A 19,822-nucleotide genomic window follows, 5' to 3' on the forward strand; every position below is an offset into this window, starting at 1 on the left:
TTGTTATGATCGACGCCCTATCTCGAATAAAGCATGGAGAATCTGATGAGCGACGTGGACGGTCTCTTCGCCAAGGCACTGGAAGATGTGAAGCAACTGCCGGAGCGTCCGGGCAATCTCACGCTGCTGCGCCTGTACGCGCTCTTCAAGCAGGGCACCGACGGCGACGTGCATGGCGACAAGCCCGGCTTCACGGATATCGTCGGCAAGTACAAGTACGATGCGTGGGCCGCGCTGCAAGGCACCGCGCAGGAAACGGCCAAACAGCAATATGTCGAGCTGGTCGAATCGCTGAAAAACGGTACGGCGGCCTGATACGGAACGCATTGAAGGCGCGGCTAAGCATCCATTCTTCTCACGAATTAGCCCCCTTAATTCGGAAAGTTCTTAACGGTGGCGCGGTGCAGCAAAAATCGGTATAATGCTGGCTGCGCTTCACCGCTTATGTCCGGTCTGTTCCGGAGACGCTGCGGAAAAGCGTCTCGTAGCGTTTTGCTCCAATCCAGTTTAGAACCTGTCCCCTCCTGCATGGCCCTACGGGCCGTCAAGTCCAGGCTGGCGGCACGCCAATTCCGGCATGTCGCATTCGATACAGCTTCTAACGAGAAACTCGCCTTCATTGTTGCGAGTTGCCCCCGTTTTTCGATTTGCTCGCTGATTTTTTGCTCGCTGAATCCGACGACTTGGGTATGCCGATTGGCGCCGACGTGTTACTTCCCATGTTTCAAGGATTCTCATGACTTCGAGCAATACCACCAGCCCGCTGAACGCCATCGCCGAACAAGCCCTCGGTCTCGACACGCCGGAAACGGCCGTGCAAGCCGTTGAAGCTGAAGGCCCGACGTTCGCTGAGCTGGGTCTGTCGGCGGATATCGTCTCTGCGCTGACGGCAGCCGGCTACAAGACGCCGACGCCCGTCCAGCAGCGCGCCATCCCCGCCGGCATTGCGGGCCGCGATCTGCTGGTGTCGAGCCCGACGGGTTCGGGCAAGACGGCCGCGTTCATGCTGCCCGCCATCGAGCGCTTCGCGCAGCTGCAAAAAACGCTGGCCAGTCAACCGCGCGAGCCGCGCAGCGACAGCAACGCCGGTGGCCGTGGCCGCCGTCCGATGCCCGTCGCGCGTCCGGGCCTGCTCGTCCTCACGCCGACTCGCGAACTCGCGATGCAGGTGACGACGGCAGCATCCACGTACGGCAAGCACCTCAAGCGTCTGCGCACCGTCAGCATTCTGGGCGGCGTCGCCTACGGCCAGCAGCTGATGCTGCTGGCGAAGAACCCCGAAATCCTGGTCGCCACGCCGGGCCGTCTGCTCGACCATCTGGAGCGCGGCCGTATCGACCTGTCGCAACTGCAGATGCTCGTGCTCGACGAAGCCGACCGCATGCTCGACATGGGCTTCATCGACGACATCGAGACGATCGTTGCCGCGACGCCCGCCACGCGTCAAACGATGCTGTTCTCGGCCACGCTCGACGGCAAGATCGGTTCGCTGACGGGCCGCCTGCTGAAGGATCCGGAGCGTATTGAGATCGTCCAGCGCATGGAACAGCGCACCAACATCGCGCAAACGGTGCATTACGTCGACGACCGCGATCATAAGGACCGCCTGCTCGACCATCTGCTGCGCGCCGACGGCCTCGACCAGGCCATCGTCTTCACGGCGACGAAGAGCGACGCCGACTCGCTGGCTGGCCGTCTGGCCGACGCCGGTTTCGAATCGGCTGCGCTGCACGGCGACCTGCCGCAAGGCGCGCGTAACCGCACGATCCGCGCACTGCGCGAGCGCCGTGTGCGCGTGCTGGTGGCGACCGACGTTGCTGCGCGTGGTATCGACATTCCCGGCATCACGCACGTGTTCAACTACGACCTGCCGAAGTTCGCTGAAGACTACGTACACCGTATCGGCCGTACGGGCCGCGCGGGCCGCTCGGGCATCGCAGTGAGCCTCGTGCATCACGCCGAACAGGGCGCGCTGAAGCGCATCGAGCGTTTCGTGCGTTCGCCGCTGCCTGTCAACGTCGTGGAAGGCTTCGAGCCGCGCAAGTCCCCGCCGGCTAACGGCCGCGGTGGTTTCGGCGGCGGCCGTGGCCGTCCGGGCGGCGGCAATGGTGGCCGACGCTTCGGCAGCGGCGGCGGCAAGCCGGGCTACGGTGGTTCGCGTGACGGCAACAGCGGCGGCAATGGCGGCGGCAATGGCGGCGGCTACGGCGCGCCGCGCGAAGCCGGCAGCGGCGGTGGTCGCAGCTGGGGCAACAACAAGCCGGCAGGCGGTTCGCGTGAAGGCGGCTTCGGCGGTGGCAACCGCGAAGGCGGCTATCGTGGCGGCAATCGCGAAGGCGGTTTCTCGCGTGACGGTGGTTTCGGTGCTCGCCGCAACGACGGCCCGCGCAACACGCGCCGCGGCGACTAAATGTCGCGCAGGCGCCTCACACGGCGCCTGACTCATGCGGGCAAATCTGCCGCATCCCGAAAAACCGACGCCCCGGCGTCGGTTTTTTTCGCCCCAGCCATGATTTCACGATACGAAAAAATTTTCTGCGTCGTAAAAAATCGTGTTGCACGGCACAACCGGCGCTATTGCAACATGGAAAATTCCATTTCTCATTGCGAAACGTGTTACGTAACCCATTGAAAATCATAAAATAAAAATCGCCGAAAAAGCCTTGATGGTGTCTGTCCCACCTAGCGCCTTACGCCTAGACTCTTATATAAGACTTCACGAAACGAAACGCCTTCGGCGGTCTCGCTTCGCGGAGGTCACGAGTCCACCGAACCCACTTACAAGGCAAAAGGAGCACACCATGACGCGCAACGACCAGGCAAAGCAGCTTCAGCAACAATGGGAAACGGACAGCCGCTGGAAGGGCATCAAGCGCAGCTTTACCGCGGAAGACGTCGTGCGCCTGCGTGGCTCGCTGCAAGCCGAGCATACGATCGCCCGCCACGGTGCCGAGAAGCTGTGGAATGACATGCACGAACAGCCGTTCGTCAACGCGCTCGGCGCGCTGACGGGCAATCAGGCGATGCAGCAGGTCAAGGCCGGCCTGAAGGCGATCTATCTGTCGGGCTGGCAGGTTGCGGGCGACGCCAACGTGGCAGGTGAAATGTATCCCGACCAGTCGCTGTATCCGGCGAACTCGGTGCCGCTCGTCGTGAAGCGCATCAACAACACGCTCACGCGCGCCGATCAGATTCAGTGGTCGGAAGGCAAGAATCCCGGCGACGAAGGCTATATCGATTACTTCGCGCCGATCGTTGCGGACGCGGAAGCCGGTTTCGGCGGCGTGCTGAACGCGTTCGAGCTGATGAAGGCGATGATCGAAGCGGGCGCGGCGGGTGTGCATTTCGAAGACCAGCTGGCGTCCGTCAAGAAGTGCGGCCACATGGGCGGCAAGGTGCTCGTGCCGACGCGCGAAAACGTCGCGAAGCTGACGGCCGCGCGTCTGGCCGCCGACGTGTGCGGCGTGCCGACCGTGCTGATCGCCCGCACCGACGCGGAAGCTGCCGATCTGATCACGTCGGACGTCGATGACAACGACAAGCCGTTCCTCACGGGCGAGCGCACGGTGGAAGGTTTCTACCGCACGAAGCCGGGCCTCGACCAGGCCGTGTCGCGCGGTCTCGCGTATGCGCCGTACGCCGATCTGATCTGGTGCGAGACGGGCAAGCCGGACCTCGAATACGCGAAGAAATTCGCCGAGGCGATCCACAAGGAATTCCCAGGCAAGATGCTGTCGTACAACTGCTCGCCGTCGTTCAACTGGAAGAAGAACCTCGACGACGCGACGATCGCCAAGTTCCAGAAGGAACTCGGCGCGATGGGCTACAAGTTCCAGTTCATCACCCTCGCCGGCTTCCACGCGCTGAACTATTCGATGTTCAACCTCGCGCACGGCTACGCGCGCCAGCAGATGAGCGCGTTCGTCGAACTGCAGCAGGCCGAGTTCGCCGCCGCCGAAAAGGGCTTCACGGCCGTGAAGCACCAGCGCGAAGTCGGTACGGGCTACTTCGACGCCGTCACGCAGACGGTCGAGCGCGATGCATCGACGACGGCCCTGCACGGCTCGACGGAAGACGAACAGTTCTTCGATAACAAGAAGGTCGCCTGAAGCGTCTGACGTCCTCCGACGTCGGCGGATTCAGCGGCCGGAAGATACGCGCCTCTCACTCGCAGCATCATGAAAAACGGCCCCGCAGAGGGCCGGTTTCCATCACTTCCAAGGAGGAAGGTCAGGCGGTCTGTCCATGACGCCCGATATGAATGAGACGAACCTGAGAGAGAACTTAATAGACACACTCGACGGCAAGCCACATCGGGCTGCTGCTTTCACAAATCGCGCGCCGGCTATCCGCTGGCGCGCGTTCTTTTAGACACACCGGGTGAAGACCCGGCATCCGCAAAGAACGCGGCCGAAAACGCTCATCACCGATAGACGATCACCGGAATTTTCGTATGTGTGAGCACGCGCTGCGTCTCGCTGCCGATCAGCAGACTGCCAAGTCCGCGCCGCCCATGCGACGCCATGAAGATCACGTCACAACCGCCCGACTCGGCCGCTTCGATGATGCCCAGATACGGCGACGGATGCACGCTCGTCTGGCTCGTGCATTCGACACCCGCGCCGCGCGCGGCCTCCTCAACTTCCTGCAGATGCTGGCGCGCCTCGCGCTCGCTGCGGTCCTGAAAATCCACGGGCGGCTCGATCACGACTTCGGAAAACGGCGAGTACGGATATTGCGGCAGACACGCGTACGCAGTCACGCGCGCGCCGACGGCCTGGGCGAGATCGATCGCGCCGTCGATCGCCTTCTTCGACAGGTCCGAACCATCCGTCGGAACGAGGATGTGCTTGAACATGGTGCCCTCCGTCGTCGACTGCAGGTGTGGAATGCGCGCTCATGCCATTCGCGGCCTCGCAACCTGGCGAGCAGGAACGCGAATGCCGGCATGCGCGTGCAACCGCCTGCGCCGCAGCGGTTGCGATGCCGCGCGGCGGGCTGTCAGAACGATTGTAGTGCGCCGAAAAGTCGCGCAAGCGGCGCGTGCGGGCATGTCCGCATATCGGAAACCCGCGCGCGATCCGGGCTTCGCAGCACGGCGCGCGCCGCGCTCAGCCCCAATACGCGGGATTGCCGTACGTGTGCTTGAGGAAATCGAGAAAAAGACGCACGCGCAACGGCAGATGCCGCCGCTGCGGAAACACCGCGTGAATGCCGATGGGCGGCGCGGCGAAATCGTCGAGCACGCTGACGAGGCGCCCCGCCGCGATATCCATGCCGACTTCCCACCACGAGCGCCACGCGAGCCCATAGCCTTCCAGACACCATTCGTGAAGCACCGCGCCGTCCGAGCATTCCATCGTGCCCGACACCTTGATCGTGACGACCTTGTCGCCCTGCTGGAACACCCAGCCGCGCTGCTGGTTCGCGCTTGCGCCGAGCGCGAGACAGTTGTGATGCGCGAGATCGGCGAGCGTCTGCGGTGCCGGGCGGTGCGCAAGGTAAGTCGGAGATGCGACGCATACGCGCTTGTTCTCACCGAGTCTCAACGAGACAAGCGACGAATCAGGCAATTCACCAAGCCGTATCGCGCAGTCGAACCCTTCGTTGACGAGATCGACCATGCGATCGGACAGATCGAGAGAGATCGATACGTCGGGATGCGCGACGGTGAACGCGGGCACCAGCGGCGCGACGTGCCGCCGCCCAAATCCTGCGGGCGCCGACAGGCGCAGATGGCCGCTCGCCTTCACGCCGCCCGCTGACACACTCGCCTCGGCATTCTGCATGTCGTGAATGATGCGCTGACAGTCTTCCAGAAACGCCGAGCCCTCGTAGGTCAGCGTGATGCGGCGCGTGGTGCGCACGAGCAGCTTGACGCCGAGCCGCTCCTCGAGCGCGTCGATACGGCGTCCGATGATCGCGGGCGCAACGCCTTCGGACTGCGCCGCCGCCGACAGGCTGCCGCGCGCCGCGACGGTCACGAAAGTCTCGATCTGTTTGAAGCGGTCCACGGCGGATAGTGGCGCGTCGATCGCGCACGAATAAGAGGTCGCGTCAGATTAGGTTGATGAAAGTAAAAGATCAAGTGATCTTTAGAGTCTTTTTTAGTACAAGCCGTCACGAATAGAATCGATCCTGACCTCTGATGGAGCGCACGGCAATGTCGGCCACAACGACACTCTTCCCCAAGGCAGTGATTTTCGACGCATACGGCACGCTGTTCGACGTGCATTCCGTCGTCGCTGCCGCGGAGCAGATGTTTCCAGGCCACGGCGATGCGCTTTCGCAGTTGTGGCGGCAAAAACAGATCGAATACACGCAGCTGCGCACGGCCTCCGATCCCGCCGGTGCGCGCTACGAGCCGTTCTGGAACATCACGCTCGACGCGCTGCGGTTCTCCGCGCGCAAGCTCGGCCTCGCGTTGAACGCGGCCGGCGAAAAACGCCTGATGGACGAATACGCATGCCTGTCCGCGTTTCCCGACGTGCTACCCGCGTTGCGCCAATTGCGCGACGTGCGTACAGCGGGACGCCACGAGCCGATTGGTCTCGCGATCCTGTCGAACGGCAATCCGCAGATGCTCGACATCGCGGTGAAGAGCGCGGGCATGTCCGGACTGTTCGATCACGTGCTGTCGGTGGACGCCGTGCGCGCGTTCAAACCGGCACCCGCGACCTATGCGCTCGGCACGCAGGCATTCGGCGCGACTGCGCGCGAGATCGTGTTCGTGTCGTCGAACGGCTGGGACGCGAGCGGCGCGAACTGGTTCGGCTACACCGTGTTCTGGCTCAACCGCCTGGGCGCGCCCGCCGAAGAACTCGGCGTCACGCCGCACGGCACAGGCAGGAGCATGAGCGATTTGATGACGTTTATCGAACACCAGACGTCGTCCGGAAAACCAGCGAAACGGGAAACAGGCAGCCGCACGCGCCACAGCCCTGGAGCATGACGGCAGCGAACCCCGTGAAGCAACGCAGTGGCATCACCACGCATTTTTGAAACTGACCGACCAAGGAGAAATCATGGCGAACACGTTGTCGCTCCCGCAGGGCATGACCATCACCGGCGACATCAAGCCCGGCTTCGAAGCGATTCTGACGCCGCAAGCGCTCGAACTCGTCGCCAGCCTGCACCGGACGTTCGAGCCGCGTCGCCAGCAACTGCTGAAAGCGCGCGTCGAGCGTGCGCAGCGCCTCGACGCGGGCGAGCGCCCTGACTTCCTCGCCGAGACGAAGAGCATCCGCGAAGGCGACTGGACAATCGCCCCGCTGCCGCAGGATCTGCAACGCCGCCGCGTCGAGATCACGGGTCCCGTCGATCGCAAGATGATCATCAACGCGCTGAACTCGGGCGCGGACTCGTACATGACCGACTTCGAGGATTCGAATGCGCCGAGCTGGGACAACCAGATCACCGGGCATATCAACCTGAAGGAAGCGGTGCGGCGCACGATCTCTCTGGCGCAGAACGGCAAGTCGTACACGCTGAACGACAAAATCGCGACGCTGATCGTGCGTCCACGCGGCTGGCATCTCGACGAGAAGCATGTGAGCGTCGACGGCCAGCGCGTGTCGGGCGGTATCTTCGACTTCGCGCTGTTCCTGCATCACAACGCGAAGGAGCAACTGTCGCGCGGCACGGCGCCTTACTTCTATCTGCCGAAGCTGGAGAGTCATCTCGAAGCGCGTCTGTGGAACGACATCTTCGTCGCCGCGCAGGAAGCCGTGGGTGTGCCGCGCGGCACGATTCGCGCGACCGTGCTGATCGAAACGATCCTGGCTGCGTTCGAAATGGATGAGATCCTGTACGAACTGCGCGAACACAGCTCAGGGCTGAACGCCGGACGTTGGGACTACATCTTCTCGGCGATCAAGAAGTTCAAGAACGACAAGGACTTCTGCCTGGCCGACCGTTCGCAGATCACGATGACCGTGCCGTTCATGCGCGCGTACGCGCTGCAACTGCTGAAGACGTGCCACCGCCGCAATGCGCCCGCCATCGGCGGCATGAGCGCGCTGATTCCGATCAAAAGCGATGCGGCCGCGAACGACAAGGCGATGGCAGGCGTGCGCTCGGACAAGGCGCGCGATGCGACGGACGGCTACGACGGCGGCTGGGTTGCACACCCGGGACTCGTGCCCATCGCGATGGAAGAGTTCGTGAAAGTGCTTGGCGACAGGCCAAACCAGATCGGCAAGCAACGCGTCGACGTGCAGGTGACAGGCAAGGATCTGCTCGATTTCCGTCCGGAAGCGCCCATCACTGAGGCAGGATTGCGCAACAACATCAACGTCGGCATTCACTACCTCGGCTCGTGGCTCGCGGGCAACGGCTGCGTCCCGATTCATAACTTGATGGAAGACGCGGCGACTGCAGAAATCTCGCGCTCGCAGGTGTGGCAGTGGATCCGCTCGCCGAAGGGCAAACTCGACGACGGCCGCAAGGTGACGGCCGAGCTCGTGCGCAATCTGACGGCGCAAGAACGCGACAAGGTGAAGGCCGCGATTACCGGCGATACGCAGCCGTACGATCGCGCCGCACAGATCTTTAGCGACATGTCGACGTCGGAGAATTTCACCGAGTTCCTGACGCTGCCGCTTTACGAAGAACTCTGAGCAACGCAATTGCTCGATGGTTGACCGACCGGGATGGCCTGGCGGGCGTCATGCCTGCTGGGCCATTCTTTTATCGACTGCGTTTTGCCGATTGCGGCGCTGCCCTCAGCGCCCGTTCGAACGCCGGTGCTCGACCCAATCGCCGCTGCGTATCTCAGGCAGCCCTTTGACAGCGTCCCGCTGCACGGGATAGTAACGGCACGTGACGGGCGTGCCTTCGACATCGACGGTCACTTCACGCGGCATGAACAGACCCTCGATGCCCGGATACACCTGCTCGATCTCATCGAGCACGGCGACGAGCTCGTCGTCGATCGCGTAGACGTCGCCGCGCACGTGAACGCCGGCGGCGTCGGGCACCAGGCCCGGGTAGGCGCCGAAATCGAACAGACGGCCACGCAAGGTGGCCGCACCGACCAGCGTCGGCGAAGCGATATCGTTGCGCGCCGCCGCGGCGCCGATGTCATTGATCTCACCGGCACGCAAGGTGCCATATACAAAAACGTTCTGCATCAGTTCACTACCCTCCGTCCAGACAACATCCATTCATCACTTGAGGCTTTACAAGAGCGGCGCGCTCGCCACCAGCACGCCGTCGCTATCCGCATACACCCATTCGCCCGGTCGCACAGCCGAGCCTGGCAGACGCACGGGCACATCGCGCTCTCCGCCGCCGCGCTTCTCGCTGCGCTGCGGATGGGTCGCGAGCGCGACGATACCAATGTTGCATTCGTTCAGTTCCAGCACGTCACGCACGCAACCGAACACGACGATGCCCGCCCAGCCATTTTTCTCACCAAGCTTGCTCAGATTGCCGCCGACCAGCGCGCAACGCAGACTGCCGCCTCCGTCGATCACCAGTACACGGCCCGCCCCTTTTTCTTCGAGCGTCGCGCGCACCAGCGTGTTGTCTTCGAACACTTTGAGCGTGACAGCCTCGCCGCCAAAACATGATGCGCGGCCGAAACGGCTGAATACGGGATCGAGCACGCGCAACGTACCGGCGGCGAGCTGATCTTCATGCGCGTCGCACAAGTCGGCTGTGGCAAAGTTCATGAGCTTCTCCCGTCGGCGAAAGGAATCCGGTGCATTATGCCGCGCCATTTCTTCGATGTCGCATCGTCCATTCGGCCAATGTTCGGATGACCTGCGCGACCCTACAATGACAAGCGTCATGCGGCAGATTCGCTGCCGCCCACTCCGTTACGCCATGACTGAAGCTGCCCGTTCAACGACCCGCTCGACGCCGTCCGCATCGAAAGCGTCTGCCGAAATGTCGACGCGCGTCGATTTCGCCGACATTCCGCCGGAGTTCGCGCCCACGCCGACGCATCCTATCCGCGTGCGCTCGCGGCCGATGCCCGCCGGTGTACGCATCGCGCGGCACACGCACGCGTGGGCGCAAGTCGCGTATGCGTCGCGCGGCGTACTGCGGGTGGGCACGTTCGGCACGACGTGGATGGTGCCGCCGTCGCGCGCAATCTGGGTGCCACCGTATGTGCTGCATGAAGTGACCATCGTCGAAGAGGCGTTTCTGCGAACGCTCTACGTCAACGAGACGGTCGTGCCGCCGGGACTGGATGCGTGCCGGGTCGTCGAAGTGTCGGGGCTGCTGCGCGAGGTCATTGCCTCGCTGGACACGCCCGGCTTGCCGCCTGACCGCGAACGCCTGCTCGGCTCGCTGGCGCTCGACGAAATCACCCGGTCGCAGCCTTTGCCGCTGTCCGTGCCGATGCCGACGGAAAAACGTCTGCGTGCCTTGTGCGAGGCGGTGCTGGCCGATCCCGCGAATACGGATTCACTGGAGCGATGGGCGTCGACGGTTGGCGCGAGCACGCGCACGATCGCGCGGCTTTTTCGTCAGGAGCTTGGGGTGAGCTTTTCGCAATGGCGTCAGCAAGCCGTGCTGGCCCGCGCGATTCCATTACTCAGTCAGGGGCGGCCGCTGTCGCACGTCGCGCGAGAGCTGGGCTATCAGAGTCAGAGTGCGTTTTCCGCGATGTTCCGGCGCGCGTTCGGCGAAAGTCCGCGGGCATTCATGGTGCGGGGCCCGGAGCATAGGCGTGACGAACGGGACCGGGACGAAGACGACGATCAGGACGATCAGAGTTGATGAGACGGGCTGCCGCCACGAACGTGAACACGCAGTCGATCCGCCCGCAACGTCCTCAGACGCGCCGGGCCATATGCCGGATCGAACCGAGCTGTGCGAGTCGCGGGCCGGAGAGCCGGTAGCCCATCCGTTGATAGAGACGTGCCGCAGGATTGTCGACGAATACGCGCAGCTGCAGTTCGGAGAGACCGCGCGCCCGCGCCCAACGGTGCGACGTATTCAGCAGATACGTGCCCGCCCCGCGCCGCCGATGTCCCTCGGCGATCTGCACGTCGCGGATATGCAGCGAGTCGCCTTCTTCGGTGATGCGCAACACGCCGATCCGTTCGCCGTCCGCTTCGAGAATGAAATTTTCCGACTCGCGCCAGCTTGCGAGAAACAGGTCGCTGCGCCACACGAGATGGTGCCGGCGGTAGTAGCCGCCCATGTTGCTGCGCGTCAGCGCCTCGGCGAACGAGAAGTCGTCCATGCTGGCCTTGCGCAAATGGAAGGGAGATGGATCGTCAGTCGGGTCGAGCATCGTGCAAGGACGAAAGAGTCGGTCCGCACAACGTTAAGACACGCGGACCGCGCTGGCAATGGCTGTTTGCCCCACAGTGAAGCAAGCGGCCCCTGGATGCGTTGCGGACTGAGTCGAATGGTAAGCGCAAAAACAAAAAGCCCGCTGACAACTCAGCGGGCTTCTCATTTCTGGCGGAGCGGACGGGACTCGAACCCGCGACCCCCGGCGTGACAGGCCGGTATTCTAACCAACTGAACTACCGCTCCAATCTTGCTACCTGACTTGCGAGCGTCAGTTATTTCTCGCAAGCGCATTACCTGAACTTCAAGTAACGCCAGTATTCTGGCGTCCCCTAGGGGATTCGAACCCCTGTACTCACCGTGAAAGGGTGATGTCCTAGGCCTCTAGACGAAGGGGACAACGTACTTCACATGCTACTGCTTACACCTTTAATGAAAAAGCCCGCTCACCGAACGGGCTTAATCTGGCGGAGTGGACGGGACTCGAACCCGCGACCCCCGGCGTGACAGGCCGGTATTCTAACCGACTGAACTACCACTCCAGTCTTGCTACCTGACTTGCGAGCGTCGGTTATTTCTCGCAAGCGCATTACTTGAATCTCAAGCAACGCCAGTATTTGGCGTCCCCTAGGGGATTCGAACCCCTGTACTCACCGTGAAAGGGTGATGTCCTAGGCCTCTAGACGAAGGGGACATAATCTTTTCAGATCTGTCTCGTTCTTGCTGCTAACTTCATTCATCAGCAGCGAAGACCGCTATTCTAACTGCTTTACTACCGTTTGTGAAGTCTTTTTTCTACAACTTCCAGCTAACCGGAAGACTTCACTCTGCTCTGATGGTGGAGGTAAGCGGGATCGAACCGCTGACCTCTTGCATGCCATGCAAGCGCTCTCCCAGCTGAGCTATACCCCCTTGCAGAACAGAAGCGAGATTGTAGTGAGCAATTTTCGCTTTGTAAATACCTCTTAAGTCGCTTTCTACAATTTTTTTGCGAGGCCGCACAACGATGCCGGGAGGCCTCGCTTCGCCTGCTCAGGCAAGCGCCTTTTCGATGCGGCTCACGGCCACGTCGCGACCGAACAGCATCAGCACGCTATCGATGGACGGCGTATGCGTCGTGCCCGCCACCAGCAAACGCACGGGCATCGCGAGTTGCGGCATCTTCAGTTTGTGCGTGCCGAGCGTCGCCTTCAACGCGGCGGCGATGCCCTCCTTCATCCACTCACAGGTCTTCAATGCCGCGGCGAGATCGGCGAGAGCCGGACGCACGACATCCGTCACATGCTGCGCGAGCGCGTCGGCATCCGGATTCGGTTCGCGATAGAACATTGCGGCGTTGTCCACGATCTCCTTCACCGTCGACGCGCGATCCTTCATCAGCCCGATCACCGCCTCCAGATCCGCGCCCTTCGCGAGCGTCGCTTCGTCGATGCCGAGCGCCGCGAAGAACGGCTTGCTCAGATCGGCGAGACGTGCGTTGTCGGCTTCCTTGATGTAGTGGTTGTTCAGCCAGTTGAGCTTGTTGTGGTCGTACTGCGCCGGCGACTTGCCCAGGTGATCGAGATCGAACCATTCGATCAGTTGCTCACGCGAGAAAATCTCCGCATCGCCATGCGACCAGCCCAGACGCGCGAGATAGTTCAGCACGGCTTCTGGCAGATAGCCGGCGTCGCGGTAGCCCATCACGCTCATCGCGCCGTGCCGCTTGCTCATCTTCTCGCCCTGCTCGTTCAGCACGGTCGGCAGGTGGGCGTAGACGGGCGGCTCGGCGCCGAGCGCGCGCAGGATATTGATCTGACGCGGCGTGTTGTTGACGTGGTCGTCGCCGCGAATCACGTGCGTGATCTTCATGTCGAGATCGTCTACGACCACGCAGAAGTTATAGGTCGGCGTGCCATCCGGGCGCGCAATCACGAGATCGTCGAGTTCTTCGTTCGAAATTTCGACGCGACCCTTCACGGCATCGTCCCACGCGACCACGCCCGTCAGCGGATTACGGAAACGCAGCACGGGCTCCACGCCTGCGGGCGGCGTCGGCAGCACCTTGCCCGGCTCGGGGCGCCACGTGCCGTCATAGCGCGGCTTTTCGCCGGCGGCGCGCTGGCGCTCGCGCAACGCGTCGAGTTCTTCCGTCGACATGTAGCACGGATACACGAGCCCCTGCTCCTGCATCTGCTGCAGCACTTCGCGATAACGGTCCATGCGCTGCATCTGGTAGAACGGACCTTCGTCGTAATCGAGGCCGAGCCATTGCATGCCTTCGAGGATTGCGTCGACGGATTGCTCGGTCGAACGCTCGACGTCGGTGTCCTCGATACGCAGCACGAACACGCCCTTCGTTTTGCGCGCAAACGCCCACGGATACAGCGCAGAGCGAATGTTGCCGAGGTGAATGAAGCCGGTGGGGCTCGGAGCGAAGCGGGTGCGAACGGGAGTGGTCATGTGCGGTAACTCGGAGGCAGACGCCTGCGCCCGGCGAACATCGAAGCCAGGCGCGGCAACGGAAACGGATCGCGCCCGGCGACGTTGACAACGCCTGCCGACGGCGCGAACGCGATTGAAAAAGAGAGACGAATTATACCCGTCGAATACTGACAACATGGGTTTGCAGGCGCGTCCGGCAGCCGCGCCGGAAGGCATAGGCCGAAACATCGGACAACGGACGTCGTCAGTACCCGACACCGACAACTAGACGTGTAGACGGTTTCCTCAACCGATTGTCGCCGCGCGCCCGCTTTGCATTATGATGTGCGCGCGCTGCCGTCCGGCTCCCGACAGGCTCCGTGCAGCGCGCGAGGATCGCCGCCAGCGATCGCTTTTGCATGACACGCGGCACGACACTTTCGCATGGACGTCGGCGCCGTCGCTGGAGAATTCGTTGAAACCGTCATCGCCACGCTTGTCCCGCCGCACGTTCTCGATTGCCGCGGCCTCCGCTGTTCTCTCCGCCTGCGCGTCGACGGGCAGCAAGCCCGACACTGTCACGCCAACGCCCAACACCGCGTCCAACCCGCCGACGCCAACCGTCAAGCCAGAACGGCCGCTGCGCATCGGGCTCGCGCTTGGCGGCGGCGCCGCGCGCGGCTTTGCGCATATCGGCGTGATCAAGGCACTGGAGGCGCGCAACATCCAGATCGATCTGGTGTGCGGGACCAGCGCCGGGTCGGTGGTCGGGGCGCTGTATGCTTCGGGCCTGAACGGTTTCGCGCTCAACAAGCTCGCGCTGACGATGGACGAAGCGTCGATCAGCGACTGGGCGATGCCGTTTCGCACGCGCGGCCTTCTGCAAGGCGTAGCGCTCCAGAACTACCTGAACAAGACGCTCGACAATCGCCCGATCGAGAAAATGGCGAAGCCGCTCGGCGTCGTCGCAACGGATCTGAAAACGGGCCAGCCGATTCTTTTCCAGCGCGGCAACACGGGCATCGCGGTGCGCGCGTCGTCGAGCGTGCCGTCGGTGTTCGAGCCGGTGAAGATCGGCGGACATGAATACGTCGATGGCGGCCTCGTCAGCCCGGTGCCCGCGTCGTTCGCGCGCAAGATGGGCGCGGACTTCGTGATCGCCGTCGATATTTCCGCGCGGCCCGAAACAGCGCTTACCGAAAGCTCCTTCGACGTACTGATGCAGACGTTCACGATCATGGGTCAGACAATCAAGGCATACGAACTCGACAAATACGCCGACGTCGTGATCCGTCCGAATCTGAACGCGATGAGTGGCACCGACTTCGGACAACGCAATGCGGCGATTCTGGCGGGTGAGGAAGCCGCCGCGCGCATCGCGCCCGAACTGCTGCGCAAACTGGCGGCGGCGCGCGCAACGGTCTGACCGGCGGCGGCGTCATACGCGAAAACGGACACAGCAACGCAAAAGGCCCGCTTCAGATGAAGCGGGCCTTTCGTTTGAAACCAGTCAACCAACGATCGTCTTAATTGTTGCCACCGATCGTCGCGCTCACGCGCTGGCGCAGCTCCTGCTGCTGCGGCACCGTCGATTCGATACGACGCGCGCCCGTGAAGCGCTTTTCCCAATAACCGTCATCCATGTCGTCGACGCGGATCGTGCTGCCCGTAGAAGGCGAATGCACGAACTTGTTGTCGCCGATGTAGATGCCGACGTGCGAGAACGTACGGCGCATCGTGTTGAAGAACACGAGGTCGCCCGGCTTCAGGTCGGAAACCCGAACCTTCTCGCCGACACGGCTCATTTCTTCCGCGCGGCGCGGCAGTGCCATACCTAGCGTGTCCTGGAACACGTAGCGCACGAAGCCGCTGCAATCGAGGCCGGAATCCGGCGTATCGCCGCCCCAGCGGTAACGCACGCCGATCATGTTGAGGGCGCCGACCACCACATCACCCGCCTTGCCGGCCATGCCGGACAAAAACGAACGAGCGCCGCTCTCGGAATTCGAGGCAGCGCTTTGCGTGCTTTGTGTGGTGGAGGACACTGAACTCGACCCGGAAGAGGTCGAGAATGAGGCATTCTGGTTAAAGCTGCTTACTTCATCGGCGAAAGCGCCGGGAGCTGCGGCCATCAGTACGCCAATGAACATCCCGGCGACGACGCGCGTGCAAGCCTGGGTTAGGTTTTGGTGCTGCATTGGTCTGGTGGTTGGTTTTGGTTAGGGCTGGGTGCGGCGGTAGTTTTTGCCTGAAAATCAACAGGCTAGGAAAAAAGTTTGGTCGATACTAGCCAGTAAGTATTCCAATGTCAAAACAAATAGAAAAAAACAATGACTCGCCGCACCCAATTGGTGAATGTCAAGTCGTCAAGGCCGCTTTCAACAGCTTACGTGTGTAAGGATGGGTCGGTTCTGCGAAGATTCGCTCGACCTCGCCCGTCTCCACGATCGCCCCGTTTTGCATGACGGCAACGCGATGAGCCATGGCGCCGATCACGGCCAGATCGTGACTGATGAACACAAATCCCAGGTTGTATTTACGTTGCAAACCCGCGAGCAGCTTCAACACCTGCTGCTGGATTGAGACGTCCAGCGCGCTGGTCGGTTCGTCGAGAATCAGGATGCGCGGTTCCAGCACCAGCGCGCGCGCAATCGCGATGCGCTGCCGCTGTCCGCCGGAGAATTCGTGCGGGTAGCGATGCAGCGCCGTCCGGTCGATCCCCACTTCGCGCAGCACGCCAATCACCTTGTCGCGCCGTGCGTCGGCATTCAGTTGCGGCCGATGCAGCGCGAGCCCCTCGCCGACGATCCGCTCGATCGTCTGCCGAGGTGAAAGTGAACTAAAAGGATCCTGAAAGACGACCTGCATGTTCGAGCGCAGCGTAGTCTGCTCGCGTCCGCGATAACTGCGGAGCGCCCTGCCCTGAAAATCGATCGCGCCGTGCGAGGTTCTTTGCAGGCCGAGCATCGCCATCGCGAGCGTCGATTTCCCCGACCCCGACTCGCCGACAATGCCGAGCGTTTCGCCCTGCCGCACCGACACCGTCGCGTCGTCGACCGCGCGAAAGCGCCCCGACCGGAACCAGCCGGCCATGCCCGACAGCTTCGTCCTGAAATCCACGCAGACGTCGCGCGCGTCGAGCAGCACGGGCGCGATCGGCAGCACGGGCACGACGGCGCGCTCCGGACGGCTTTGCAGCAGACGCTGCGTGTACGGATGCTGCGGCGATGCGAACAGCGTATCGACGGGGCCGCTCTCGACGAGCACGCCCTTCTCCATCACCGCGACCCGTTGCGCGAAGTGCCGCACGAGGTTCAGATCGTGCGTGATCAGCAGCACGGCCATGCCGCGCTTTTCGGCTTCCTCGCGTTGCAGTTCGAGCAGCAGCTCGACGATCTGCGCGCGGATCGTCACGTCGAGCGCCGTGGTGGGCTCGTCGGCGAGCAGCAGCCGCGGACGGCACGCGAGCGCCATCGCGATCATCGCGCGCTGCCGCTGGCCGCCCGACAACTGGTGCGGATAGCTGTTCACGCGCTTGCCCGGCTCCGCGATGCCCGTGCGGTCGAGCAGCGCAACGGCGCGCTTGCGCGCTTCGTTGGCACTGACGCCATCGTGCAGCACGATGGTTTCCGCGATCTGATCGCCGATCGTGTACAGCGGATTGAGAGCCGTCATCGGCTCCTGAAAGATCATCGCGATAGCGGAGCCGCGCATCCCGCGCATTTCGCGCTCGCTCTTCGCGAGCAGATCTTCGCCGTCGAAGCGCACGACGCCGCTCGTCTGCGCGTCGTTCAACAGACGCAGGATCGACAGCGCCGTCACGCTCTTGCCGGAGCCCGATTCGCCGACCAGCGCGACGCGCTCGCCGCGGCCGATCGTGAGTGACAGATCGTCGACGGCCACTGTGTCACCGAAGGTCACGCGCAGATGATCGAGTTCGAGCAGCGGCCCGTCGTGTTTCGTCGCGTTCGCGCTCACTGGTTGCCTCCCGCCTTCATCGCGTCGGAGATGCGCGTGTCGAGCGCGTTGCGCAGCGCGTCGCCCATGAACGTCAACAGCAGCAGCGTCACGACCAGCACGCCGAACGTCCACATGGAGATCCACCACGCATCGAGATTCGCCTTGCCTTGCGCGAGCAGTTCGCCAAGGCTGGGCGTCGGCGGCGGGACGCCGAGACCGAGGAAATCGAGGCTCGTCAGCGCGAGGATCGCGCCGCTCATCCGGAACGGCAGGAACGTGATGACGGGCGTCAGGCTATTGGGCAACACGTGTCGCCAGATGATCTGCCAGTTCGACAAGCCCATCGCACGCGCGGCGCGCACGTAGTCCTGTTGCCGGTTGCGCAGAAACTCCGCGCGCACGTAGTCGGCAAGGCCAATCCAGCCGAACAGCGACAACAGCACGATCAGCAGAATAAAGCCCGGCTCGAAGATCGACGCAAAGATGATCAGCAGATACAGCTCCGGCATCGCGCTCCAGATTTCGATCAGACGCTGCCCGAAGATGTCCGTCTTGCCGCCGAAGTAACCCTGCACGGCGCCCGCCAGCACGCCAAGCACGGTGCCGATGAAAGTCAGCACCAGCGCGAACTCCACCGACACGCGAAAGCCGTACACGAGACGCGCGAACAGGTCGCGGCCACGATCGTCGGTGCCTAGCCAGTTGTCGCGCGAAGGCGGCGCCGGATTCGGCCGCTTCGAAAAATAGTTGAGCGTGTCGTAGTAGTAGCGGTTCAGCGGATAGATCACGAAGTTGCCCGGCGCGTCGAGACGCTGCTTGACGTACGGATCGAGATAGTCGGCGGGCGTCGGGAAGTCGCCGCCGAAGGTCGTCTCCGCGTAGTCCTTCACGAGCGGGAAATAATAGTGGCCGTCGTAGCGCACGACGACCGGCTTGTCGTTCGACCACAGCGGCGCGGCAAGGCTCGCCGCGAACGCGACGACGAACACGATCAGGCTCCAGTAGCCCAGCCGCTGCTGACGGAAGCGCAGCCACACACGGCGCGCGGGCGACGGCGACACGAACGCGCGTACCGGCTGCGCGCGCGACACTTCGGCATCTGTACGAACGCGGCTCAAATCAGCGCTCCAGTTGTTCGAATTGAATGCGTGGATCGACCCACACATAGCAGAGATCGGAGACGAGCTTGGTCGCGAGCCCGATCAATGTGAAGAGATAGAGCGTGCCGAGCACGACGGGATAATCGCGCCGCACGACCGACTCATACGACAGCAGCCCGAGCCCGTCGAGCGAGAACAGCGTTTCGATCAGCAGGCTGCCCGTGAAAAACGCGCCGATGAACGCGGCCGGAAAGCCGACGATCAACGGCAACAGCGCATTGCGGAACACGTGCTTCCACAGCACGCGCCGCTCGGACAGCCCTTTTGCGCGCGCGGTCAGCACGTACTGCTTGCGGATTTCGTCGAGGAACGCGTTCTTGGTCAGCATCGTGACAACCGCGAAGCTGCCCACAACCGACGCGACGATCGGCAGCGTGATGTGCCACAGGTAATCGAGAATCTTGCCGAAGAAGCTCAACTGGTCCCAGTTGTCGGATGTGAGATTGCGCAGCGGGAACAACTGCAGGAACGAGCCGCCGCCGAACAGCACGAGCAGCAGCACGCCGAGCACAAAGCCGGGAATCGCGTAGCCGATCAGCACGACGAGGCTCGTCGCGACGTCGAAGCGCGAGCCGTTGCGCACCGCCTTCGCGATGCCGAGCGGCACCGATATCAGATACGTGAGGAAGAACGTCCACAGCCCGATGCTGATCGACACCGGCAGCTTCGACACGATCAGCGACCACACGCTTTGATGCCGGAAATAGCTTTGTCCAAGATCGAAGTGCGAGAAGCGCTTGAGCATCAGCCAGTAGCGTTCGAGCGGCGGTTTGTCGAAGCCATACAACGCCTTGAGTTGCGCGATCTGCTGCGCATCGACGCCGCTATGCGCGCGCAGCCCGAACGGCGTGCCGCCTTCGGCGGTACTGCGCCGCAGTTCATGAACCGCCTGCTCGACGGGTCCGCCTGGCACGAACTGGATCACGACGAAAGTCAGCGTGAGCACGCCGATCAACGTCGGGATCATCAATAGCAGACGTTTGAGGATGTAGCTCCACATGGCGGCCGTCCAGAATCAAAAGTACATGATGGGGTACGCGATCAGC

17 protein-coding genes and 5 tRNA genes are annotated in these 19,822 nt (G+C 62.7%); 7 read left to right on the forward strand and 15 right to left on the reverse strand.

Features of this window, described 5'->3' with window-relative positions; translation table 11 throughout:
* Positions 1-45 precede the first annotated feature (45 nt).
* The 3 genes from BLT65_RS00935 (at position 46) to aceA (ending at position 4,109) form a co-directional block, all read left to right on the forward strand.
* Positions 46-315: an acyl-CoA-binding protein gene (locus tag BLT65_RS00935; protein ID WP_042307259.1), complete on the forward strand. Its 270-nt coding sequence runs from the start codon at positions 46-48 to the stop codon at positions 313-315.
* A 421-nt stretch (positions 316-736) separates the two neighbouring features.
* Complete coding sequence (locus BLT65_RS00940) at positions 737-2,410, forward strand: DEAD/DEAH box helicase (RefSeq protein WP_091774119.1); 1,674 nt, start codon at positions 737-739, stop codon at positions 2,408-2,410.
* Positions 2,411-2,801: 391 nt separating this feature from the next.
* Positions 2,802-4,109, forward strand: coding sequence for an isocitrate lyase (aceA, locus tag BLT65_RS00945; RefSeq protein ID WP_007742222.1), 1,308 nt, complete (start codon positions 2,802-2,804; stop codon positions 4,107-4,109).
* 314 nt (positions 4,110-4,423) lie between these two features.
* On the opposite strand, the gene BLT65_RS00950 is transcribed toward aceA, so the two are convergent.
* Positions 4,424-4,858: a universal stress protein gene (locus BLT65_RS00950; protein WP_007580518.1), complete on the reverse strand. Its 435-nt coding sequence runs from the start codon at positions 4,856-4,858 to the stop codon at positions 4,424-4,426.
* 253 nt (positions 4,859-5,111) lie between these two features.
* The gene (locus BLT65_RS00955) at positions 5,112-6,014 is read right to left on the reverse strand and encodes a LysR family transcriptional regulator (protein ID WP_007742223.1); all 903 of its coding nucleotides are present in this window, start codon (positions 6,012-6,014) and stop codon (positions 5,112-5,114) included.
* A gap of 149 nt (positions 6,015-6,163) precedes the next feature.
* Here BLT65_RS00955 and BLT65_RS00960 point away from each other — a divergent pair, with 149 nt between their 5' ends.
* Together BLT65_RS00960 and aceB are read left to right on the forward strand one after the other, a co-directional pair.
* Positions 6,164-6,952, forward strand: coding sequence for a haloacid dehalogenase type II (locus BLT65_RS00960; protein WP_091774853.1), 789 nt, complete (start codon positions 6,164-6,166; stop codon positions 6,950-6,952).
* A gap of 73 nt (positions 6,953-7,025) precedes the next feature.
* A complete protein-coding gene (gene aceB / locus BLT65_RS00965; protein WP_091774121.1) occupies positions 7,026-8,618 on the forward strand; it encodes a malate synthase A in 1,593 nt (530 codons plus the stop codon).
* Between the two features lie 105 nt (positions 8,619-8,723).
* Here aceB and BLT65_RS00970 read toward each other — a convergent pair whose 3' ends face one another.
* Both BLT65_RS00970 and rraA read right to left on the reverse strand, forming a co-directional pair.
* Positions 8,724-9,131: a gamma-glutamylcyclotransferase family protein gene (locus tag BLT65_RS00970; protein ID WP_091774856.1), complete on the reverse strand. Its 408-nt coding sequence runs from the start codon at positions 9,129-9,131 to the stop codon at positions 8,724-8,726.
* 48 nt (positions 9,132-9,179) lie between these two features.
* A complete protein-coding gene (gene rraA / locus BLT65_RS00975) occupies positions 9,180-9,674 on the reverse strand; it encodes a ribonuclease E activity regulator RraA (protein WP_091774124.1) in 495 nt (164 codons plus the stop codon).
* 217 nt (positions 9,675-9,891) lie between these two features.
* Between rraA and BLT65_RS00980 the strand changes: the two genes are divergently transcribed.
* Positions 9,892-10,731: an AraC family transcriptional regulator gene (locus tag BLT65_RS00980; RefSeq protein WP_042307253.1), complete on the forward strand. Its 840-nt coding sequence runs from the start codon at positions 9,892-9,894 to the stop codon at positions 10,729-10,731.
* A gap of 55 nt (positions 10,732-10,786) precedes the next feature.
* Here the strand turns inward: BLT65_RS00980 and BLT65_RS00985 are convergent, their stop codons facing one another.
* The 7 genes from BLT65_RS00985 to gltX form a co-directional block, all read right to left on the reverse strand.
* Positions 10,787-11,251, reverse strand: a complete 465-nt coding sequence (locus BLT65_RS00985) for a GNAT family N-acetyltransferase (protein WP_007580501.1) — start codon at positions 11,249-11,251, stop codon at positions 10,787-10,789.
* Between the two features lie 171 nt (positions 11,252-11,422).
* A tRNA-Asp gene (locus tag BLT65_RS00990) sits at positions 11,423-11,499 on the reverse strand.
* Positions 11,500-11,576: 77 nt separating this feature from the next.
* A tRNA-Glu gene (locus BLT65_RS00995) sits at positions 11,577-11,652 on the reverse strand.
* Positions 11,653-11,718: 66 nt separating this feature from the next.
* A tRNA-Asp gene (locus BLT65_RS01000) sits at positions 11,719-11,795 on the reverse strand.
* 76 nt (positions 11,796-11,871) lie between these two features.
* Positions 11,872-11,947, reverse strand: a tRNA-Glu gene (locus BLT65_RS01005).
* A 142-nt stretch (positions 11,948-12,089) separates the two neighbouring features.
* Positions 12,090-12,165, reverse strand: a tRNA-Ala gene (locus tag BLT65_RS01010).
* A 120-nt stretch (positions 12,166-12,285) separates the two neighbouring features.
* Entirely contained in the window at positions 12,286-13,695 is a 1,410-nt protein-coding gene (gltX, locus tag BLT65_RS01015) for a glutamate--tRNA ligase (RefSeq protein WP_091774126.1), read from the reverse strand.
* A gap of 301 nt (positions 13,696-13,996) precedes the next feature.
* On the opposite strand from gltX, the gene BLT65_RS01020 reads away from it, so the two are divergent.
* Entirely contained in the window at positions 13,997-15,082 is a 1,086-nt protein-coding gene (locus tag BLT65_RS01020; protein WP_091774128.1) for a patatin-like phospholipase family protein, read from the forward strand.
* Positions 15,083-15,182: 100 nt separating this feature from the next.
* On the opposite strand, the gene BLT65_RS01025 is transcribed toward BLT65_RS01020, so the two are convergent.
* The 4 genes from BLT65_RS01025 to BLT65_RS01040 form a co-directional block, all read right to left on the reverse strand.
* On the reverse strand, positions 15,183-15,854 hold the full coding sequence (locus tag BLT65_RS01025) for a C40 family peptidase (protein ID WP_042307190.1): 672 nt from the start codon (positions 15,852-15,854) through the stop codon (positions 15,183-15,185).
* A 160-nt stretch (positions 15,855-16,014) separates the two neighbouring features.
* A complete protein-coding gene (locus BLT65_RS01030; protein ID WP_091774130.1) occupies positions 16,015-17,634 on the reverse strand; it encodes an ABC transporter ATP-binding protein in 1,620 nt (539 codons plus the stop codon).
* On the reverse strand, positions 17,631-18,782 hold the full coding sequence (locus BLT65_RS01035) for an ABC transporter permease (RefSeq protein WP_397326899.1): 1,152 nt from the start codon (positions 18,780-18,782) through the stop codon (positions 17,631-17,633). The genes BLT65_RS01030 and BLT65_RS01035 overlap by 4 nt, the downstream gene beginning before the upstream one ends.
* Positions 18,736-19,776 carry a microcin C ABC transporter permease YejB gene (locus BLT65_RS01040; protein ID WP_042307184.1) on the reverse strand — a complete coding sequence of 347 codons (1,041 nt, stop codon included), beginning with the start codon at positions 19,774-19,776 and terminating at the stop codon, positions 18,736-18,738. Before BLT65_RS01040 ends, BLT65_RS01035 begins: the two co-directional genes overlap by 47 nt.
* Positions 19,777-19,822: the final 46 nt, after the last annotated feature.

This window comes from Paraburkholderia steynii, from assembly GCF_900100565.1.
GTDB lineage: Bacteria > Pseudomonadota > Gammaproteobacteria > Burkholderiales > Burkholderiaceae > Paraburkholderia > Paraburkholderia terrae.

Excerpts from the sequence above, each read along its gene's own strand:
- BLT65_RS01040 (WP_042307184.1), bottom strand. The coding sequence starts at position 19,776 with ATGTGGAGCTACATCCTCAAACGTCTGCTATTGATGATCCCGACGTTG.
- rraA (WP_091774124.1), bottom strand. The coding sequence starts at position 9,674 with ATGAACTTTGCCACAGCCGACTTGTGCGACGCGCATGAAGATCAGCTC.
- BLT65_RS00950 (WP_007580518.1), bottom strand. The coding sequence starts at position 4,858 with ATGTTCAAGCACATCCTCGTTCCGACGGATGGTTCGGACCTGTCGAAG.
- gltX (WP_091774126.1), bottom strand. The coding sequence starts at position 13,695 with ATGACCACTCCCGTTCGCACCCGCTTCGCTCCGAGCCCCACCGGCTTC.
- BLT65_RS01025 (WP_042307190.1), bottom strand. The coding sequence starts at position 15,854 with ATGCAGCACCAAAACCTAACCCAGGCTTGCACGCGCGTCGTCGCCGGG.
- BLT65_RS00935 (WP_042307259.1), top strand. The coding sequence starts at position 46 with ATGAGCGACGTGGACGGTCTCTTCGCCAAGGCACTGGAAGATGTGAAG.
- BLT65_RS00940 (WP_091774119.1), top strand. The coding sequence starts at position 737 with ATGACTTCGAGCAATACCACCAGCCCGCTGAACGCCATCGCCGAACAA.
- BLT65_RS01020 (WP_091774128.1), top strand. The coding sequence starts at position 13,997 with ATGATGTGCGCGCGCTGCCGTCCGGCTCCCGACAGGCTCCGTGCAGCG.
- BLT65_RS00960 (WP_091774853.1), top strand. The coding sequence starts at position 6,164 with ATGTCGGCCACAACGACACTCTTCCCCAAGGCAGTGATTTTCGACGCA.
- BLT65_RS00980 (WP_042307253.1), top strand. The coding sequence starts at position 9,892 with ATGTCGACGCGCGTCGATTTCGCCGACATTCCGCCGGAGTTCGCGCCC.
- aceB (WP_091774121.1), top strand. The coding sequence starts at position 7,026 with ATGGCGAACACGTTGTCGCTCCCGCAGGGCATGACCATCACCGGCGAC.
- BLT65_RS01035 (WP_397326899.1), bottom strand. The coding sequence starts at position 18,782 with ATGTGTGGGTCGATCCACGCATTCAATTCGAACAACTGGAGCGCTGAT.
- aceA (WP_007742222.1), top strand. The coding sequence starts at position 2,802 with ATGACGCGCAACGACCAGGCAAAGCAGCTTCAGCAACAATGGGAAACG.
- BLT65_RS00985 (WP_007580501.1), bottom strand. The coding sequence starts at position 11,251 with ATGCTCGACCCGACTGACGATCCATCTCCCTTCCATTTGCGCAAGGCC.
- BLT65_RS00970 (WP_091774856.1), bottom strand. The coding sequence starts at position 9,131 with ATGCAGAACGTTTTTGTATATGGCACCTTGCGTGCCGGTGAGATCAAT.